15 protein-coding genes are annotated in these 17,036 nt (G+C 69.6%); 1 reads left to right on the top strand and 14 read right to left on the bottom strand.

The features are described from left to right. Nucleotides 1-20: 20 nt before the first annotated feature. The 5 genes from cydC to CQ047_RS03475 are packed head-to-tail and all read right to left on the bottom strand — an operon-like array spanning nt 21 to nt 6,554. Nucleotides 21-1,676 carry a thiol reductant ABC exporter subunit CydC gene (cydC, locus tag CQ047_RS03455; protein WP_105672889.1) on the bottom strand — a complete coding sequence of 552 codons (1,656 nt, stop codon included), beginning with the start codon at nt 1,674-1,676 and terminating at the stop codon, nt 21-23. Beyond that, entirely contained in the window at nt 1,673-3,466 is a 1,794-nt protein-coding gene (locus CQ047_RS03460; protein WP_105672890.1) for an ABC transporter ATP-binding protein/permease, read from the bottom strand. The genes cydC and CQ047_RS03460 overlap by 4 nt, the downstream gene beginning before the upstream one ends. After that, a complete protein-coding gene (gene cydB, locus CQ047_RS03465) occupies nt 3,463-4,485 on the bottom strand; it encodes a cytochrome d ubiquinol oxidase subunit II (protein ID WP_105672891.1) in 1,023 nt (340 codons plus the stop codon). The genes CQ047_RS03460 and cydB overlap by 4 nt, the downstream gene beginning before the upstream one ends. 16 nt (nt 4,486-4,501) lie before the next feature. Next, nucleotides 4,502-5,917, bottom strand: coding sequence for a cytochrome ubiquinol oxidase subunit I (locus CQ047_RS03470; RefSeq protein WP_105672892.1), 1,416 nt, complete (start codon nt 5,915-5,917; stop codon nt 4,502-4,504). Next, entirely contained in the window at nt 5,904-6,554 is a 651-nt protein-coding gene (locus tag CQ047_RS03475; protein ID WP_105672893.1) for a metalloregulator ArsR/SmtB family transcription factor, read from the bottom strand. The genes CQ047_RS03470 and CQ047_RS03475 overlap by 14 nt, the downstream gene beginning before the upstream one ends. Nucleotides 6,555-6,951: 397 nt before the next feature. On the opposite strand from CQ047_RS03475, the gene radA reads away from it, so the two are divergent. After that, on the top strand, nt 6,952-8,319 hold the full coding sequence (gene radA, locus CQ047_RS03480) for a DNA repair protein RadA (RefSeq protein ID WP_105672894.1): 1,368 nt from the start codon (nt 6,952-6,954) through the stop codon (nt 8,317-8,319). A gap of 200 nt (nt 8,320-8,519) precedes the next feature. On the opposite strand, the gene CQ047_RS03485 is transcribed toward radA, so the two are convergent. From CQ047_RS03485 to CQ047_RS03525, 9 genes are all read right to left on the bottom strand, one after another. Then, complete coding sequence (locus CQ047_RS03485; protein ID WP_105672895.1) at nt 8,520-8,930, bottom strand: dehydrogenase; 411 nt, start codon at nt 8,928-8,930, stop codon at nt 8,520-8,522. Nucleotides 8,931-9,485: 555 nt separating this feature from the next. Then, nucleotides 9,486-10,124: a hypothetical protein gene (locus CQ047_RS03490; RefSeq protein ID WP_105672896.1), complete on the bottom strand. Its 639-nt coding sequence runs from the start codon at nt 10,122-10,124 to the stop codon at nt 9,486-9,488. A 9-nt stretch (nt 10,125-10,133) separates the two neighbouring features. After that, the gene (locus CQ047_RS03495) at nt 10,134-10,637 is read right to left on the bottom strand and encodes an amino-acid N-acetyltransferase (protein WP_105672897.1); all 504 of its coding nucleotides are present in this window, start codon (nt 10,635-10,637) and stop codon (nt 10,134-10,136) included. Nucleotides 10,638-10,755: 118 nt separating this feature from the next. Further along, nucleotides 10,756-11,145 (bottom strand): Rieske 2Fe-2S domain-containing protein, encoded by a 390-nt coding sequence (locus tag CQ047_RS03500; protein WP_105672898.1) that lies wholly within the window; start codon nt 11,143-11,145, stop codon nt 10,756-10,758. Further along, nucleotides 11,142-11,459: a hypothetical protein gene (locus tag CQ047_RS03505; protein ID WP_105672899.1), complete on the bottom strand. Its 318-nt coding sequence runs from the start codon at nt 11,457-11,459 to the stop codon at nt 11,142-11,144. The genes CQ047_RS03500 and CQ047_RS03505 overlap by 4 nt, the downstream gene beginning before the upstream one ends. Before the next feature lies 1 nt (nt 11,460). Next, the gene (locus CQ047_RS03510; protein WP_105672900.1) at nt 11,461-12,726 is read right to left on the bottom strand and encodes an amidohydrolase family protein; all 1,266 of its coding nucleotides are present in this window, start codon (nt 12,724-12,726) and stop codon (nt 11,461-11,463) included. A 29-nt stretch (nt 12,727-12,755) separates the two neighbouring features. Further along, complete coding sequence (locus tag CQ047_RS03515; RefSeq protein WP_105672901.1) at nt 12,756-13,910, bottom strand: ABC transporter ATP-binding protein; 1,155 nt, start codon at nt 13,908-13,910, stop codon at nt 12,756-12,758. A gap of 40 nt (nt 13,911-13,950) precedes the next feature. Next, a complete protein-coding gene (locus CQ047_RS03520; protein ID WP_105672902.1) occupies nt 13,951-15,069 on the bottom strand; it encodes an ABC transporter substrate-binding protein in 1,119 nt (372 codons plus the stop codon). 20 nt (nt 15,070-15,089) lie between these two features. Further along, nucleotides 15,090-16,859 carry an iron ABC transporter permease gene (locus tag CQ047_RS03525; RefSeq protein ID WP_105672903.1) on the bottom strand — a complete coding sequence of 590 codons (1,770 nt, stop codon included), beginning with the start codon at nt 16,857-16,859 and terminating at the stop codon, nt 15,090-15,092. Nucleotides 16,860-17,036: the final 177 nt, after the last annotated feature.

Genomic DNA, 17,036 nt, shown 5'->3' on the forward strand with positions numbered 1-17,036 from the left:
CTGTCACGCTTCGTGCGACCTCAGACCGTGCGGCCGCCCTCGAGCCGGACGACGCGGTCCACCGTGCCCACCGGCGGGGCGACGTGCGAGATGAGCAGCACCGACTGCTCCCCCGCGGCGTGCAGCAGGTCTCGCAGCAGCGCATCGGATGCCGCGGGGTCCACGCCAGCGGTCGGCTCATCCAGCACGAGCACCGGGAAGCCGCGGAGCAGCGCTCGCGCGAGCGCGATCCGCTGGGCCTGACCGCCGGACACCAGCGCACCGCGGTCCCCGACCCGAGCGTCGAGCCCTCCGCGCTCGGCCACCCACGCTCCGAGACCGACCCTGTCGAGGACGTCGAGCAGCTCGGCATCCGTCGCCGTGTCCCTCGCGAACAGCAGGTTCTGCCTGAGGTCTTCGTCGAACAGCTGCGGGCTCTGCTCGCACAGGCCGATGGTCCGGCGCAGCGCCGGACCCGAGAGCGACGAGGCGTCCATGCCGTCGAGGGCATACTCGCCCTCGATGCGGAGGAAGCCGACGAGCACGGCGGCCAGAGAGCTCTTGCCCGCACCGCTCGGGCCCGAGACGAGCACCCGCTCCCCCGGGGCGAGATCGAGGTCGACCCCCGCGAGCGCGACGGCCCCGCCCGGCCAGTGCGCGCGAGCTCCGCGGAGCCTCAGCGTCGGCACCCCGCCGAAGTCGGCATCCGCTCCGTCGTCTGCGCGGAGCTCTCGCGGCGCCTCGTCCGGGAGGACGTCGGCGATGCGCTGGGCGCTCGCCCTGACGCTCCGCCACGACGACGCGGCGATCGGCACCGCCCCGAAGATCTCGAACACCACCATCGGCACCAGGACGACGACGGCCAGCCACGGCCCGTCGATCGCTCCGGAGAGGATGCCGGGAGCCGCGACCGCCAGCGCCCACGCGGATGCCGCTCCCGCCGCGACCGACACCACGCCGGCCGCGATCGCCTGAGCGAGGGACGCACGACCGACCGCACGGCGCAGGGCCCGATCGGCATCCGCGATGCGCCCGCGCGCCTGCTCCTCCGCGCTGTAGGCGATCAGCACGTCGAGGTCGCCGAAGTAGTCGACCAGGGCGGCCGACAGATCCGCTCGACGCGACGACAGCGACGCCTCCGCACGCGAGCCGAACAGCCATCCGAGCCCCACGGCGGCGCCCGCCGCGATCAGCAGGCACGCGGCGAGCGCGAGCGCGGCGGGCGGCGAGATGATCGCCACGACCCCGACGGCGCCGACCGCGACCACCCCGGCGACCGCCAACGGCTGGACCACGCGCAGCGGGAGATTCTGCAGGTTCTCGACGTCGTCGACTAGCGCGGAGAGCACCCGGCCGTGATCGGTGCCGCCGAGGCCAGCGGGCGACAACGGGATCAATCGCCGCACCAGATCCGAACGGGTGCGGGCGAGCTGGCGCAGGGCCGCATCGTGCCCGGTCAGACGTTCGAGGTAGCGCGTCACCGCGCGGGAGACCGCGAAGAAGCGCACGCCGACCACCGCGATCGACAGCGGCACCAGCGAGTCCACGATCGAGGCGCTGACGATCAGCCAGCCGCTCACCGCGAGCAGGCTCACCGCGGCTGCCGCCGACAGCACGCCCCAGAAGAGGCCGGGGAGGAATCGGAGGAACGGCGGCTGGGCCCGCCGCAGGATCGCGGACACGGAGGCGCCGGTCATGCGTCCACCCCCAGGTCGACGACGCGGTCGGCGATGTCGCGGGCCGATCGACGGTGCGAGACGAGCAGGATCGTCGCCCCGGCATCCGCGCGCTCGCGCAGGCTCGTCCACAGCCGAGCCTCCGTGTCGGGGTCGAGGGCGCTGGAGGGCTCGTCGAGCGCGAGGACCCGGTGGGCGCCGCGTGCGTGCCGATACAGCGCCCTGGCCACGGCCACCCGCTGCGCCTGCCCTCCGGAGAGCCCGCTGCCCTGCACGCCGAGCTCCCGGTCGGGGTCGAGCGCTCCGGCGCAGGCCGCGGCGAGGGCGGAGCGGATGCCGTCGGCATCCGGCTCCCGATCGCCGAGGGCCACGTTCGCGGCGATGGTCCCGCGGCTCAGCTGCGGCCGCTGCCCCGACCAGGCGAGCCAGTCGGCGGGGCTCAGGTGACGGACGTCCGCGCCCCCGAACGCCGCAGAGCCGTCGAACGGGACCGCTCCGCGGAGCGCCGCGAGCAGGCTCGACTTGCCCGCTCCGCTCGGCCCCTCGATGAGCGTGATGGTTCCTGGCTCTGCGGCGAAGGAGACGGGCGCGAGATCGCGCACGCGCAGGTTCTCGACGACGAGGTGCGCGGGCGCGGCGGTCCGTAACTCCTCAAGAACGGCCCGTTCGCCGCTCTCCGGGCCGTCTCCGCGTCGATCCAGCCAGGTTTGTGAGGAGTTGTGAACCGGGCGAGGGTCTCCCCCCGCATATGCTCCCGGTTCTCCGGAGTTCTGGCGCGCCCCCACCGCAGCGCCGACGACCGACGCGCCGGCGACCGACGCACCGGCTGTCGCGGCACCGGCCCCCGCAGCACCGGCTCCCGCAGCACCGGCCGCGTCGAGCACCTCGAACACGTCCTCCGTGGCGGCGACGCCCTCGGCCGCGGCGTGGAACTGCACGCCGACCTGACGGATCGGCAGGAACGCCTCGGGCGCGAGGAGCAGCACGAACAGTCCGACCTCGAGCGACAGGTCGCCCGCGAGCAGCCGGAACCCGATCGACACCGCGATCAGGGCCACGGCCAGCGACGCGAGCAGCTCCATCGCGAAACCCGAGAGGAAGGAGAACCGCAGCACCTTCATGGTCTCGCGGCGGTAGTCGTCGGCCGTCGCCTCGATGCGGTCGGCCGCACGCCGGTCGCGTCCGAACAGCCGCAGCGTCGACAGCCCCTGCACGGTGTCGGCGAACCGCACGGCGAGGGTCTGGAGCGTCTGCCACTGGCGGCGCTGCACGGTGCGCGTCGCCATGCCGATGAGCACGAGGAACAGCGGGATCAGCGGGAGCGTGATGATCGCGGTGAGGCCGCTGAGCCAGTCCTGCCACCACATGACGGCGACGAGCACCGGGGTCGCGATCACCGTCAGCACGAGCTGCGGGATGTACCGCGCGAAGTACGCGTCCAGAGCCTCGAGCCCGTGCCCCGCGGTGACCGCGAGAGAGGCGCGGTTGCGCTGTGCGAGCCACCCTGGTCCGAGCCGCCCGACCGCGGAGATCAGCGCGGCCCGCAGCTGCGCACCCGTCGCCGCCGCCGCGCGTGTGCCCGCGGCGTCCGACGCGGCGATCAGCAGTCCGCGGATGCCGGCGAGCCCGAGCAACCACAGGATCGACGCCGTCACGTCGCGCCCCGCGACGGCGCCGGTGACGGCATCCGTCAGCATCCACGCGAACGCGACCGTGACCGCCGTCTGCGCCACGCCGATCAGCGCGGAGGCCGCGACGAACACCCGTGCGGCACTCGCGTACCGCAGCAGACGGGGGTCGAGGGGCTTCACGCGTGCGCCGGAGCCGCCTCGATGTGACTGCGCCGCACGCGCTTGCGGAACACCCAGTACGTCCAGCCCTGGTAGAGCAGCACGAGCGGCATCGCGACCAGAGCCGTCCAGCTCATGATCTGCAGCGTGTACGGGGTGCTCGACGCGTTCTCGATCGTGAGGCTGTACGCCGGGTCGATGGTCGACCGCATCACGTACGGGAACAGCGCGCCGAACAGCATCACGACCGCACCGGCCACGGTCACCGCGGCGGCGGCGAACGCCCAGCCGTCGCGTCCGCGGAGCGAGAAGGCGACCGCTCCGATGAGAGCGACCGCGGCGAGAGCGCCGCATCCGATCACCATCCACAGCAGCGGCGCCTCCCGCTCCGCCGCCATGACGATCGTCCAGACGACCGTGCCGGCCGCGGCGAGGATCGTGGGCACCGCCGCGAGGCGGACCAGACGACGCGCGTCCTCATGCACCTGCGCGTCGGTCTTCAGGGCGACGAACAGCACACCGTGCAGGAAGAACAGCAGCAGCGTGGTCACGCCGACGAGCAGCGCGTACGGGTTCAGCAGCGACAGCAGGCCGCCGACGAAGATGTGGTTCTCATCGAGGGCGACGCCCTGCACGATGTTGCCGAAGGCCACACCCCACAGGAGCGCGGGGACGACGGAGCCGATCACGATCATCCGGTCGAAGCCGCGCTTCCACTTCAGCGAGTCGCGCTGGTGCCGGTACTCGAACGAGACCCCGCGGAGGATGAGCGCGAGCAGGATCAGCAGGAGCGGGAGGTAGAAGCCGCTGAACAGCGTCGCGTACCACTCGGGGAACGACGCGAACAGGCAGGCGCCGGCGACGATGACCCAGGTCTCGTTGAGATCCCACACGGGGCCGATGGTGTTGATCACCTGACGGCGGGAGACGTCGTCCTTGCCGAGGAACGGCAGCGACATGCCCACGCCGAAGTCGAATCCGTCGAGCACGAAGTAGCCGACGAAGAAGAAGGCGACGATCCAGAACCAGAGGTATTCCACGGTCTTCTCCTTTCTCTCAGTAGACGACAGACGACAGCTGGGCCGTCTCCTCGTGGGGCTGCTCTGTGGTGTCGGGGCCCTTCTGCGCGGCCTTCACGATGAGTCGGATCTCGACGACGGCGAGCGCCGCGTAGATCGCCGTGAACGCGATCAGGGAGATGAGCACCTCGACGCCCGAGACGCCCGGCGAGACGCCGTCCTGCGTGGTCATGAGCCCGAACACGATCCAGGGCTGCCTGCCCATCTCGGTGAAGACCCAGCCCATGATGTTGGCGACGAGCGCGAGGGGGAACGACCAGATCGCAAGCTTCCACATCCAGGGGGCCGGGGGCTTCTTGGCGCCCTTGCGGGTCAGCCAGAGGCCGACGACGGCGACGAGCGCTGCGGCCATGCCGAGGCCGATCATCCAGCGGAACGCCCAGTACGTGACCCACAGGATCGGGGCGAACTCGGTCAGCCCGGTGTCGGCGAAGGTCGTCGCGTACTCGGCGTTGAGGTCGTTGATGCCGTGCACGCAGGCGTCGAACGTGTGCGTCGACAGCAGCGACAGCAGGTACGGCACGCGGATGGAGAACAGCTCGGAGCTGCCGTCCGGGGTGCCCAGCGTGAACAGGCTGAACGAGGCGTCAGGGCCGCAGACCGTGTTGAACGTGGCCTCGGCCGCCGCCATCTTCATCGGCTGCGCGGCGTACATCGCGAGACCCAGCTGGTCGCCGGTGAGCACGACACCGGCGGTCGAGACGATCATCGCCCACAGACCGAACTTGAGCGAGATGCGCATGGTGTCGAAGTGCTGGCCGCGTGCGAGGTGCCAGGCCGAGACCGAGATCACGACGCCGGCGGCGAACATCAGGGCGCCGAAGATCGTGTGCGGGAAAGCGGCGAGCGCGACCGGGTTGGTCAGCAGCGCCCAGAAGTCGGTGAGCTCCGCCCGGTTCGTCTCGGGGTTGAAGGTGTAGCCGACCGGGTTCTGCATGAACGCGTTGGCGGCGATGATGAAGTACGCCGACAGGATGCTGCCGATCGAGACGCACCAGATGGTGGCAAGGTGCAGCTTCTGCGGGAGCTTGTCCCAGCCGAAGATCCACAGCCCGATGAAGGTCGCCTCGAAGAAGAAGGCGAGCAGCCCCTCGAAGGCCAGCGGGGCGCCGAACACGTCGCCGACGAAGCGGGAGTAGTCCGACCAGTTCATGCCGAACTGGAACTCCTGCACGATGCCGGTGACCACGCCCATGGCGAAGTTGATCAGGAAGATCTTGCCGAAGAAGCGGGTCAGGTGCAGGTACTGGACCTTGCCGGTGCGCACCCACGCGGTCTGGAAGATCGCCGCGACCAGCGCCATGCCGATCGTCAGCGGCACGAACAGGTAGTGGTAGACGGTGGTGAGGCCGAACTGCCATCGGCTCAGCGCCAGCGGATCAAGCCATTCCATGTGTCGCTCCTCGCACTTCGATCGACGGCACTCGCGCGTCGCCCAGCTGCACCGTGCACTCCGACTGCTCGCCGCGCACGCACTCCGCGGTGAGCGGCCCGCCGACCTCGGCGAGCACTCCCTGCATCAGGCTCAGATGGACCTGGCACAGCACGGGACGATCCTCCGGCCGCGCCGCCGCGTGAGGGCAGGGCGAGAGATCGACGGTCAGGCGCTCGTCGTCGACGACGGGCTCGAATCCGCTCTCCTCCAGGTGCTCGATCAGCGCGTCGAGCTGGTAGTCGGCCTCGCGTCCGAGATCGGATGCCGCGGCCGGCAGCATCCTGCGCATGAGGTCTCCTCGCGCTGCCGCGGCCTTCGCCTTGTCGCGGGCGACGGCGCTGGAGGCCCCGGGGGCTCCCGTCGCGGCGCTGTAGAGGGTGCGAGGACGGCCGCGGGTGGAGCGGCGCTCGACCTCGGCGATCACGTAGCCGCCGTCGATCAGACGCTGCAGGTGCTCGCGCACGGTGTTGGCGTGGAGCCCGGTGGCCTCGCACAGCTCGCCGATCGAGCGGTCGGCTCGACTCTGCACCAGATGCAGGATCTGCACCCGGGAGAAGCTGGAGATCGGCCCGCAGACGGGCCCGGCGCTGGCCATGTCTCCATTATGTTCCGCCGCTCGGGGCCGCCGTGAGAATAGGGCCGTGAATAATGCCCGATCGCGATAGGGATGTCGGATGCCGCCGATAGCGGGGCCGTATGAGCATCGGCACGACCGGTCGAGGAGGCGTAGGAAACGGATACTCCGGCACGCGTCCGGCCCCGACTCGTCGCACGGAGCCGATCGCGCGGAGCCGGTCGCTCCGGCACGTGTCGGGCCAGCCTCGCCACTCGTTGAGCCAGTGGCTCCGGCACAGGCGCAGCCCCGCCTCGTCGCGCAGAGGCGGTCGCTCCGGCGCGCATCCGGCCCGACCTCGTCATGCCGGGGCGGTCACGCAGACGCCCGCGGCATCCGCCGTGGCCCCGGTGTCGGATGCCGCGGATAGCCTTGACCCATGGCCGCCCGAAAACCCGCTCCTCCCGCGTACGTCTGCACGGAGTGCGGGTGGACCACCGCCAAGTGGGTCGGGCGCTGCGGCGAGTGCCAGCAGTGGGGCACCGTGCAGGAGCAGGGCGCCCAGACCGGCATCCTCAATCGGGTGACGGCCCTGGCCCCTTCTGCCGATCGCGCGGCCCGCCCGATCACCCAGATCACGACGACGGATGCGCCTCGCCGCACGAGCGGAGTCGGCGAGTTCGACCGTGTGCTGGGCGGCGGCATCGTGCCCGGTGCGGCGATCCTGCTCAGCGGCGAGCCCGGTGTCGGCAAGTCCACGCTCCTGCTCGAGGTCGCGGCTCAGGCCGCACGGGCAGACCGCCGCGTGCTCTACGCGAGCGCCGAGGAGTCGCCGGCGCAGGTGCGGCTGCGCGCGGAGCGGACCGGCGCCCTGCACGACGAGCTGTACCTGGCGAGCGAGACCGACCTCGCGACGATCCTCGGGCACATCGACGATGTGCGCCCGCAGCTCGTGATCGTCGACTCGGTGCAGACGGTGTCGTCGTCGCTGAGCGACGGCGCGGCCGGTCAGCCGAGTCAGGTGCGTGAGGTCGCGGCGACGCTCATCAGAGTCGCCAAGGAGCGCAGCCTGCCGATCATCATCGTGGGCCACGTCACGAAAGACGGACAGGTCGCCGGTCCCCGCGTGCTCGAGCACCTGGTCGACGTCGTCTGCCACTTCGAGGGCGACCGGCAGACCTCGCTGCGGTTCCTCCGCGCGCTCAAGAACCGTTTCGGTCCGACCGACGAGGTGGGCTGCTTCGAGATGACCGGAGACGGGATCTCCGAGGTGCCAGACCCCTCAGGTCTGTTCCTGTCGCAGGGGGCGACCGAGCCGGGCACGTGCGTGGCGATCGCCCTCGAAGGCCGCCGCGCGATGCCGGTGGAGGTGCAGGCGCTCACCGTCAGCTCCTCGGCGCCCAACCCGCGCCGGGTGGTGCACGGACTCGACGCCTCCCGCGTCGCGATGGTGCTGGCCATCCTCGAGAGGCGCGCCGGCATCCCGACGAGCTCTCTCGACGTGTACGTGTCGACGGTCGGCGGGGTGCGGTTCACCGAGCCGGCAGCAGACCTCGCGATCGCGATCGCGGTGGCGGGGTCGATCCAGCACAGCTCGGTGCCGCGCACGGTGGCCGCGGTGGGCGAACTCAGCCTGGCCGGCGAGGTGCGACCGGTGACGCAGGCCGCGCAGCGTCGGTCGGAGGCCGCACGACTGGGCTACGAGCAGGTGATCGACGATCGCTCGAAGACGCTCCGTGCGGCGCTCGGCGACATCCGCGCGCGCAGTGCCGCTCGACGCGACGAGCGCGACATCCCGCCGTTCTGAGCGGCGAGCGGAGCATGAAGCGTGTCGTCTCGCCCCGCCCGCTCAACGACCAGAACCGCGGACCTCGGAGCCACACCCTCGGTCGTTGAGCGAGGAGCGCAGCGACGAGACGACACGTCCCTCGGTCTCGCTCCCGCACCGCGCCCTCGGTCGTTGAGCGAGGAGCACCGTGACCAGGCGAAACGTCCCTCAGCCGCAGCTCAGGCGTCGAGGGCCTTCAGCAGTTCCTCCGGCGAGGCCTGCATCGGATGCGGGCCGGCGATGTCGAGGAACACCGTCGTGATCGGGTGCGTGACGAGGAACTTCCGCAACCAGTCGGCCGAGTAGATCCCCACGCCCGGGGGCAGGTTCGCGGGCTTGTTCTTCGCGTCGCTGAACAGCAGCAGCGCGAGGTCGCCGCTCTTCGGGTCGCGGTAGGTCCACACCTCGCCGCTGTCGAGGGGGTTGTCTCGCGCACCCGGCGTGATGAGGGGCACGACCGTGGTGCCGTGCCGAAGGGCCAGCGCGACGGCCGCGACGTCCTGCTTCTCCAGGGCCTGCGCCAGAGCATCCGACCGGAAGTCCTCCGGCGCCGGCTTCTTCTTGGCGGGCTTCGCCTTCTTCGCTGCCATGACTCCAGCCTATTCGGCTCCACCGACGAGAAGCGCTCGACCTGAACGCGCTCCGGTGGCTGGGCACGGCACGCCGACCTCCAGAACTCCGGAGATCCGAGCGAGCGCACGGCCGGATCCGCTGCTACGGGCGACGATCCCGGCGAATCTCCGGAGTTCTGGAGGCGCACGGCGCAGCGAGGCGCACGAGGCATGGGTCGCACGGCGCAGCGAGACGCACGGCGCATGGAGGCGCGCGGGATGCCGCGGCGCTCCGCCTCCGAGGCGAGCGCGGCGCCGCATCGGGCACCGCGCGAATTTTCACGGCCCTGTGTCACGCGGCGGGCGAGGCCCCGCGGATACGATTGGGGCCCTCTCGAGTCCCACATTGGGGACTGGGGTACTCGAGAGGGCCCTCGAACTCTCGAGCGGCAAGTGTCGAAGCGCTGGGGACGCTGTAAGTCGACGCCACTGGGGATGGCATGTGATGCCGCATGTTCCCGAGAGTCAAGTCAATGGTATCCCAAAGAATCCGTGCTGTCTGCACGAATTCTGAGTTCACTGCTGTATTCGCGCTCAATAGAGCAGGATCTGCTTCGATCCCGCGGCCGGGAAGCCGCCGATCTGCACGTCGACGTGGTACGAGGCCCCTCCGCCGGGGGCACGCGGACGGTTCTCCGATCCGCACGTCTCCACACTCGACCGGGTGCGATCCCACGCGACGGGCGTCTTGCTCTCGACGGTCGCGCCCGCGGCGAGCGTCGCGATCATGCTGCTCGGATTCTCCTGGCAGTCCGTCGATCGCCACCACACGTCGTCGCCGCTGGAGACCGTGAAGACCTGGGTCGTCGAGCCGACGTCCATCGTGCAATCGGCCGCGCCGTTGTTGGTGAGGCGGATCGAGAGCTGCGGCAGCACGCCGGGCTGGTAGCTCTCGGCATCCGTCACCGCCTCGACGACGATGTCCTTCGCCTCGCACGCGACGACACCCGGAGTCTCGGAAGCCGTGGGTTCGCCACTCGGGGTCTCGGCGGCGTCCGTCGGGGTCGCGGTCGCCGACGACGATGCCGTCGGTGCGGGCTTCTCGGCGGCGCCCGCCCACGGCCGGGCGATCAGCAGCCACGCGGCGACGCCGATCACGGCGATGAGCAGGATCGCCCCGAGGAGCAGGACGAGCCGCCGACGACGGTAGACGGCTGCGGACTGACGGGGCATTCCTCCAGGCTAACCGAGGCTCTTGAGCATCCTGGTGTTGCCGAGCGTGTTCGGCTTGACGTGGGCGAGATCCAGGAACTCCTCGACGCCGGCGTCGCCGCTGCGGAGCAGCTGCGAGTACACATCGGGGTCGACGACCTGCTCGCCGATCGGAGTGAACCCGTGGCGCCCGAAGAACTCCACCTCGAAGGTCAGGCAGAACAGCCGCGAGAGTCCGAGCGTCCTGGCGTTGTCTTCGAGGCGATCGACGATCGCGCGGCCGACGCCGTGGTGCAGCCACTCGTCGTTCACCATCAGGGTGCGGACCTCGCCGAGGTCTTCCCAGAACACGTGCAGCGCACCGCATCCGATCAGCACGCCGTCGGACTCGGCGACGACGAACTCCTGCACGGCGCCGTAGAGCACCGCCAGGTCCTTGCCCAGGAGGATCCGCTGCTCGACCATCGGCTGCAGCAGATTGCGGATGCCGATCACATCGGCGCTGCGCGCCGGCCGGACGATGTACTCGCTCACACCACAAGCCTAGAACCACGCGCCCGCACGGACGCTGAACCGCGAATCCGTGCCCGCCCCGACACGGGGGCACGAAGGAGGGGCGGATGCCGCGGCATCCGCCCCTCTCGGGATCCTGCTAGACGGTGACGATCACGTCGTCGCCGTCTACCCGTACGGGGACCGGGCGCAGCCCCACCCTCTGATCGGCGGGGTGCTTGCCGGTGAGGATGTCGAACTCGAAGCCGTGCCAGGGGCACACGATGTTGCGGTCGGTCGGGTGGAACCCGGGGCCGCCGCTCTTGAGGCCGTCCTCTCCCCTGACCAGCTGCACGGTGCGCGGCATGATCTTGCCCTGGCACACCGGGCCGCCCTGATGAGGGCAGACGTTGTACCAGGCGCGCACCTGATCGGCGTGGAAGTAGACGCCGAGCTCGGTGCCTTCCACGTCGACGACGATGCGCTCGCGCTCCTTGAGGTCGCCGAGGCTGGCGACCCTGACGTCTCTGCGGACCACTCGGGCGCTCATTCGGCCCTCCGGTACCAGATCGCCATGTCGAAGAGGTTCACGTCGGCGGCGTCGAGCAGCGCCGTGACGAGCACGACGGTCTCGGTGGCGTTCAGCGCGTCTTCGCGGATGGGCCAGGAGATCTTGCCCACGCGGTCGGTCTTGGCGGAGAACAGGCGGGCGGCGGCGTAGAGGACGTCGGCGATGTGCTCGTCGGAGACCTCGGCGCCGCGCTCCTCCTGCGCGATCCGAGCGGTGAGCTCCCCGAGCCGGGCGACGAGCCCGTCGAGCTCTGCGGCGACGGAGGAGACGGCGGTGGTGGTGTCAGTGGTCATGTCACGAGATCCCTGGTCGCTCCGCGAGCACCTGCTCGGCGGATGGCTTCTGTCGGTCGGTGGGGAGGTTGAACACGCGCGCCGCGTTCAACCCGAGGATGTTGCGCTTGGCCTGCTCCGAGAGGAACGGCAGCCGCGTGATGGTCGACGGGGCATCCCAGTCCCAGTGCGGCCAGTCCGAGGAGTACAGCAGCTGCGTCTCGGCGTTGAACGACTTCATTGTGGCCTCGAGCAGCTCCATGTTGGTGCGCTCCATGGGCTGCGTCGTGTACCACATCTCCTTCATGTACTCGCTCGGCAGCCGCTTCAGTCCCGGCGCCTCGCTCGGCCGCATGAGCACCTCGTGGTCCAGGCGCTGCATGAGGAAGGGGATCCACGCGAGACCGCTCTCGACCCACACCATCTTGAGCTTCGGGAAGCGCTCGGGCATCGCGTTGATGATCCAGTTGGTGACGTGGATCTGGTTGTAGTGCGTGAACGACAGCGCGTGCATCGACAGGAACCGGTTCAGCTGCGAGAACGACGGGTCGCCCCAGTGGTAGCCGGAGTGGAACGCGAGCGGCTTGCCGCTGTCCTCGATGAGCTTGTAGAGGCGCGTGTAGACATCGGAGTGCACCGGGTTGTTGCGGGTCGAGCACACCGTGTAGCCGATGATGCCCGGGTCGTCGGCGTACTTCTCGACGAGCTCCTCGCACACCTCCGGCGTGTTGTACGGCAGATAGAGCATGCCCTTCAGACGCGGGTTCGGCGGCAGGATGACCTCGGTCAGCCAGCGGTTGAACGCGCGGCCGAGCACCACCTCGACCTCGTCCTGCGGGTGCATGCCGAGCATGAGCATCGCGCTGGGGAACACGACCTGGAAGTCGAGGCCCATGGCGTCCATGCCGCGGCGGGCCGCCGTGACGAACGGATGTCCCTCGCCGGGGTCCACCGGCTCCTTGCGCCCCTGGTGGCCGATGCGGCCGCCGACGCTCTGGTGCGACATGCCGGGCTGGATGTTCAGCAGCGCGTTGTTGCCGCCGAAGCCGTGGAACTGGCTGAGGCCCAGATCGCGCCATACGTCGTTGTCGATGAGGTCGAGCACCTCGCCCCAGAAGTGGTCCTCCGAGACGTGCGCGTCGATGTCGACGATGAAGTAGTCGTCGTAGTCCTCCTTCGCCTGCTTGGTGGCGTGCGAGAGCACGTCGCGGCTGTCGGAGCGTCCGCCGATCTCGGCGAGCTCGCGGATGCGCGGCGCGTCGGATCGGGGGGTGGGCAGATCACTCATGTTCTTCCTCTCTGAAGGTCGGGGGCGCCTCAGCGCGGGGAGACGATCGCGTTCGTCTCGATGGTCAGGTAGTCGTCCTCCGACGCCTGGCGGCTGATGACGACGGCGCGGGCGGGGTTGACCGCGAACCGCAGCTCGTCGCCGGCCTGCGGCACGGCATCCGGGCTCAGGTCCGAGGTCTCGACGCGGACGCGCAGGGGCAGGCCGTCGACCCGGACGAGGAGGTTCACCGCGCTGCCGAGGTAGGTGGTGCGCTCCACGGTTCCGGTGAAGCGCCCCGCACCGGATGCCGTGTCGTCCGTCGTCCTGACGTGGGCGGCACGGAAGGCGATGTCGGCGCGGTCGCCGACCGCGACGGAGGAGGTCGCGGTGCCGGCGACGACGAGGGAAGTGCCGTCGACGCGGACATCCGCAACGCCGCCGCTCACGGCGACCACGGATCCGGGGAGGATGTTCTGGAAGCCCATGAAGTCGGCGACGTAGGCCGACTGCGGGCGGTCGTAGAGCTCCGCCGGGGCGCCGTCCTGGACGATCTCGCCCTCGCTCATCACGATGATGCGGTCGGAGAGCGTGATCGCCTCCTCCTGATCGTGCGTGACGTAGACGGAGGTGGTCTCGAACTGGTTGTGCAGCGCCCGCACCTGCTGGCCCATCTGGTAGCGGAGCTTGGAGTCGAGGTTCGACAGGGGCTCGTCATAGAAGATGATGCCCGGCCGGGCGGCCAGAGCACGCGCCAGTGCGACGCGCTGCTGCTGACCGCCCGACAGGGCGGTGACCGGACGCTTCTCGAACTCCGCGAGGCCGACGGCGGCGAGCATCTCGCGCATCCGCTTCTGGCGGTCCTGCGCTCCGAGCCTGGCCACCCTGAGCGGGTAGGCGACGTTCTCCGCCACGCTCATGTGCGGCCAGAGCGCGTAGCTCTGGAACACCATTCCGACCTGACGCTTGTCCGCGGGGACGAACGTCTTGCGGTCGGTGTCGACCACGATGCGATCGCCCATGGTGATGCGGCCCGTGGTCGGACGCTCCAACCCGGCCAGGCAGCGCAGCGTCGTCGTCTTGCCGCAGCCCGAGGGGCCGAGCAGGGTGACGAATTCGCCGGAGCCGATCGTGAGATCGAGTCCGTGCAGTGCCGACTTGCCGCCGTACCGCTTGGTGAGTCCGGAAACCAGGACCTCGGTCATGGGTGTCTCGCCTTCTCGCAGGAGATTCGGGAAAGGGGTGCTACTTCGTGAACTGCTCGGTGATGAAGTCGAAGTAGGGCTGGTTGAACTCGGGGTCGGAGTTCGCGAACGGGACGCGCTTGAGCTCGTTCAGCGGCGGCGTTCCCTCGGGGCCGGGGGCCTCAGGGGTCCAGCCGTAGGAGCGGTTCTTCTCAGCGAGCGCCTGCTGACCCTCGGGCGAGTAGAGCCAGTTGATGTAGAGCTGCGCGGCGTCGGGGTGCGGGCTCTTGTCGATGATGCACATGCCGGTGCGCGACATGAAGTTGCCGCCGTCGTCGAGCGGGAAGACCGCGGCGATCGGGCCGCCCTTCTCCTTCACGTCCTCGTAGAAGCCCTGGTACACGGCGATGCCGATCGGGAACCGGCCGCTCGCGACGTCCGCGGGCACGTTCGGCTCGGACTGCGCGAACTGCACGTCCTGCGCGGCGAGCTTCTCGATGTACGGCTTGCCCCAGGTGTCTTCGCTCTCGGGGACCATGAGCGAGGTGAGGATGTAGCGGATGCCGCCGGGCACCGTCGGGTCGCCGACGGTGATCTTGCCCTTCCACTTCGGGTCGAGCAGGTCGTCCCAGTTCTTCGGCGCCTCGTCCTCCTTGACCATGTCGGTGTTGTAGACGAAGACGAAGTAGCGCATCGCGTAGTAGGTCAGCCGGCCGTCGAAGTCGCCGGGGATCTCGAAGCCGTCTGGCGCCGTGCGCACGTCGGCCTGGGTGCAGATGCCGTCTTCGGCGGCGACCTGCGGCGACTCTCCGCCGTCGTAGATGTCGGCGATCTTGCTGCTGCTCTGGGCCTCGGCCTCGATCTTGGTGATGCTCTGCGCATCGGGCTGGTCCTGCTGGACCATCTTGATGCCGGGGAATCGGTCGGTGAAGACCTTGAACAGGTCCTTCTGCGCCGAGACGCTGGGGCCGTACAGGACGATGTCGGTCTTGCCGTCGGCGACCGCCTTGTCGTACAGCTCGTTCATGTACGCGTTGCCGTCGGCGGTCGCGCCGGGCACCTCGATCGGCTTGTCGGGCTTGGCGGCGGCTCCGCCCGACGAGCAGGCGGTCAGGGCGGTGAGCGCACCGACGGCGATGAGAGCCGTGGTGAGCCGTGCTGTCTTGCGGGAGAACGTCATTATTCTGCCTCTCGGGTGTGTCAGGGTGTGATGCGGGTGAGGGGGACTGCGGGCGCGGCGCCTGTGCGTCCGCGCAGTCGCGTGCCGAGCTTCAGGGAGAGCGCGGCGATCGCGAGCACGGCCATGGCCGCGACGAGGATGATCATGAAGAGGGCGGCGCCCTGCGACATGTTGCCCTGGAGGAACTGCTGGAACGCGGTCAGCGAGACCGGCTGGAGTCCGGGCGGGGCGAGCAGCATCGGCACGGCGAGGTTGCCGGAGATGAACAGCGCCGAGAGGAACCAGCCCGACAGGAAGCTGGGGATGACCAGGCGCAGCACGATCGACAGCAGCACCCGCCAGGATCCGGCGCCCGAGGTGCGACCCGCCTCCTCCAGCTCCGGCGACAGCTGCGCGAGAGCGCCTTCCGCGATCCGGCTGGACACCGGGATGGTCGCCACGATGAGCACGAGCGTCATGAGGAAGGCCGAGCCGTAGAGACCGCGGAACGCCGGCACGTAGAGCACCGCGAACATGTAGGCGAGCGCCAGCACGATGCCGGGGAGCGCCCACGGGATCCACACCGCGAACGACGTGTACGAGCGGATGAAGCCGGTGCGGCGTGCCGTGACGTACGCGGTGAGCATGGCGATCGCGATGGAGCCGAACCCGCCGATCACGGCCAGCCATGCCGTGAGCGCGAGGCTCGAGCTGAACACGGGGTCGGTGAGCATCTCGACGTAGTTGTCGAAGGTCAGGCCGGTGCTCATGACCCCGAAGATCGGCTGCAGGCTGCCGAGGATCATCGCGAACAGCGGCAGCACGAGGTTGAGCAGCATGAACACGACGATCAGGGCGGTGAACACCCAGCGCACCGGGCCCAGTTCCTGCGGCTCGCGACGAGACGTCTTGCCGGTGAGGGTCGTGAAGCTGCGACCGCGCAGCAGCCACCGCTGGGCGACGAAGAGGGCGAGGACGAGCACGATGAGCACGAGGGAGAGCGCGAACGCCTTGGTGTACTCGGCCGGGGCCTGGTCGCGCACGTAGTGGTAGATCTGCGTGGAGAACACGAAGATGTTCGCCTGACGGCCGATCAGCTGGGGGCTGTCGAACGCCTGGAACACGAGGACGGCGATGAGGATGGCCGCGCCCGTGATCGCCGGCCCGACCGAGGGGAGCGTGATCGTGAAGAACGTCCGCACCGCGCCGGCGCCGCTGATCGCGGCCGCCTCGTCGAGGGACTGGTCGCGGTTCTTGAACGCGCCGAGCATGAGCAGGTACGCGAAGGGCATGTAGCCGAGCGACATCAGCAGGATCAGGCCGCCCCAGCCCTGGATGTTCATGAACGGCTCGGTGGCGCCGAGCATCCGGGCGAACTGGTTGATGAGGCCGTTCTGCGCGTTGCCGAGCATGATCCAGCCGAGCGTGTGGAACAGCGGCGGCACGAAGAGGTTCACGGCCATGAGCGGGGTGAGGAGCTTGCGGCCGGGGACGTTGGTGTTCGCGGCGACCCAGGCGAACAGCCCGCCGCCGGCGACCGAGATCGTGCCGCAGACGAGCACGAGGATCACGGAGTTCCCCATCGTCGACCAGGTCGTCGGGTCCTGGAACGCCTCGACGAGGCCGCCGATCGTGAACGGGATGTTGTCGGACGGGAGTCCGTCGCGGAAGGCGCCGATCACGATCATCGACACCGGGAACACGAAGATCAGGGTGAGCGCGGCGATGAAGACGGCCCACAGCGTGCCGCCGGTGACCGCCCGGCGCTGCGATGCACGCCGGTCGCGCTCGAAATCGATCGTCGCAGTCACTGCCGTTCCCTTCGCGCACACTGTGCGGGTCTGCGCCGCGGTCCGGTTCGGGTCCGAACCGCGGCGTTCGTGATGTCTGTCAGCGTACGAACCGTCGGGTGGACGGTTCTTCGGCGGCGGCTCCGAAGTCCTCTCCCCCGCCTCCGACACTGTGTCGGACGGGGGTCGGCATCGAGC

The organism is Microbacterium sp. MYb72 (genome assembly GCF_002979415.1).
GTDB lineage: Bacteria > Actinomycetota > Actinomycetes > Actinomycetales > Microbacteriaceae > Microbacterium > Microbacterium natoriense.

What these genes read in the sequence shown, in the direction of transcription:
- CQ047_RS03505 (WP_105672899.1), bottom strand. Translation starts at nt 11,459, where the DNA reads ATGACCACTGACACCACCACCGCCGTCTCCTCCGTCGCCGCAGAGCTC.
- cydC (WP_105672889.1), bottom strand. Translation starts at nt 1,676, where the DNA reads ATGACCGGCGCCTCCGTGTCCGCGATCCTGCGGCGGGCCCAGCCGCCG.
- CQ047_RS03510 (WP_105672900.1), bottom strand. Translation starts at nt 12,726, where the DNA reads ATGAGTGATCTGCCCACCCCCCGATCCGACGCGCCGCGCATCCGCGAG.
- CQ047_RS03520 (WP_105672902.1), bottom strand. Translation starts at nt 15,069, where the DNA reads ATGACGTTCTCCCGCAAGACAGCACGGCTCACCACGGCTCTCATCGCC.
- CQ047_RS03515 (WP_105672901.1), bottom strand. Translation starts at nt 13,910, where the DNA reads ATGACCGAGGTCCTGGTTTCCGGACTCACCAAGCGGTACGGCGGCAAG.
- CQ047_RS03485 (WP_105672895.1), bottom strand. Translation starts at nt 8,930, where the DNA reads ATGGCAGCGAAGAAGGCGAAGCCCGCCAAGAAGAAGCCGGCGCCGGAG.
- CQ047_RS03490 (WP_105672896.1), bottom strand. Translation starts at nt 10,124, where the DNA reads ATGCCCCGTCAGTCCGCAGCCGTCTACCGTCGTCGGCGGCTCGTCCTG.
- radA (WP_105672894.1), top strand. Translation starts at nt 6,952, where the DNA reads ATGGCCGCCCGAAAACCCGCTCCTCCCGCGTACGTCTGCACGGAGTGC.
- CQ047_RS03470 (WP_105672892.1), bottom strand. Translation starts at nt 5,917, where the DNA reads ATGGAATGGCTTGATCCGCTGGCGCTGAGCCGATGGCAGTTCGGCCTC.
- CQ047_RS03475 (WP_105672893.1), bottom strand. Translation starts at nt 6,554, where the DNA reads ATGGCCAGCGCCGGGCCCGTCTGCGGGCCGATCTCCAGCTTCTCCCGG.
- CQ047_RS03500 (WP_105672898.1), bottom strand. Translation starts at nt 11,145, where the DNA reads ATGAGCGCCCGAGTGGTCCGCAGAGACGTCAGGGTCGCCAGCCTCGGC.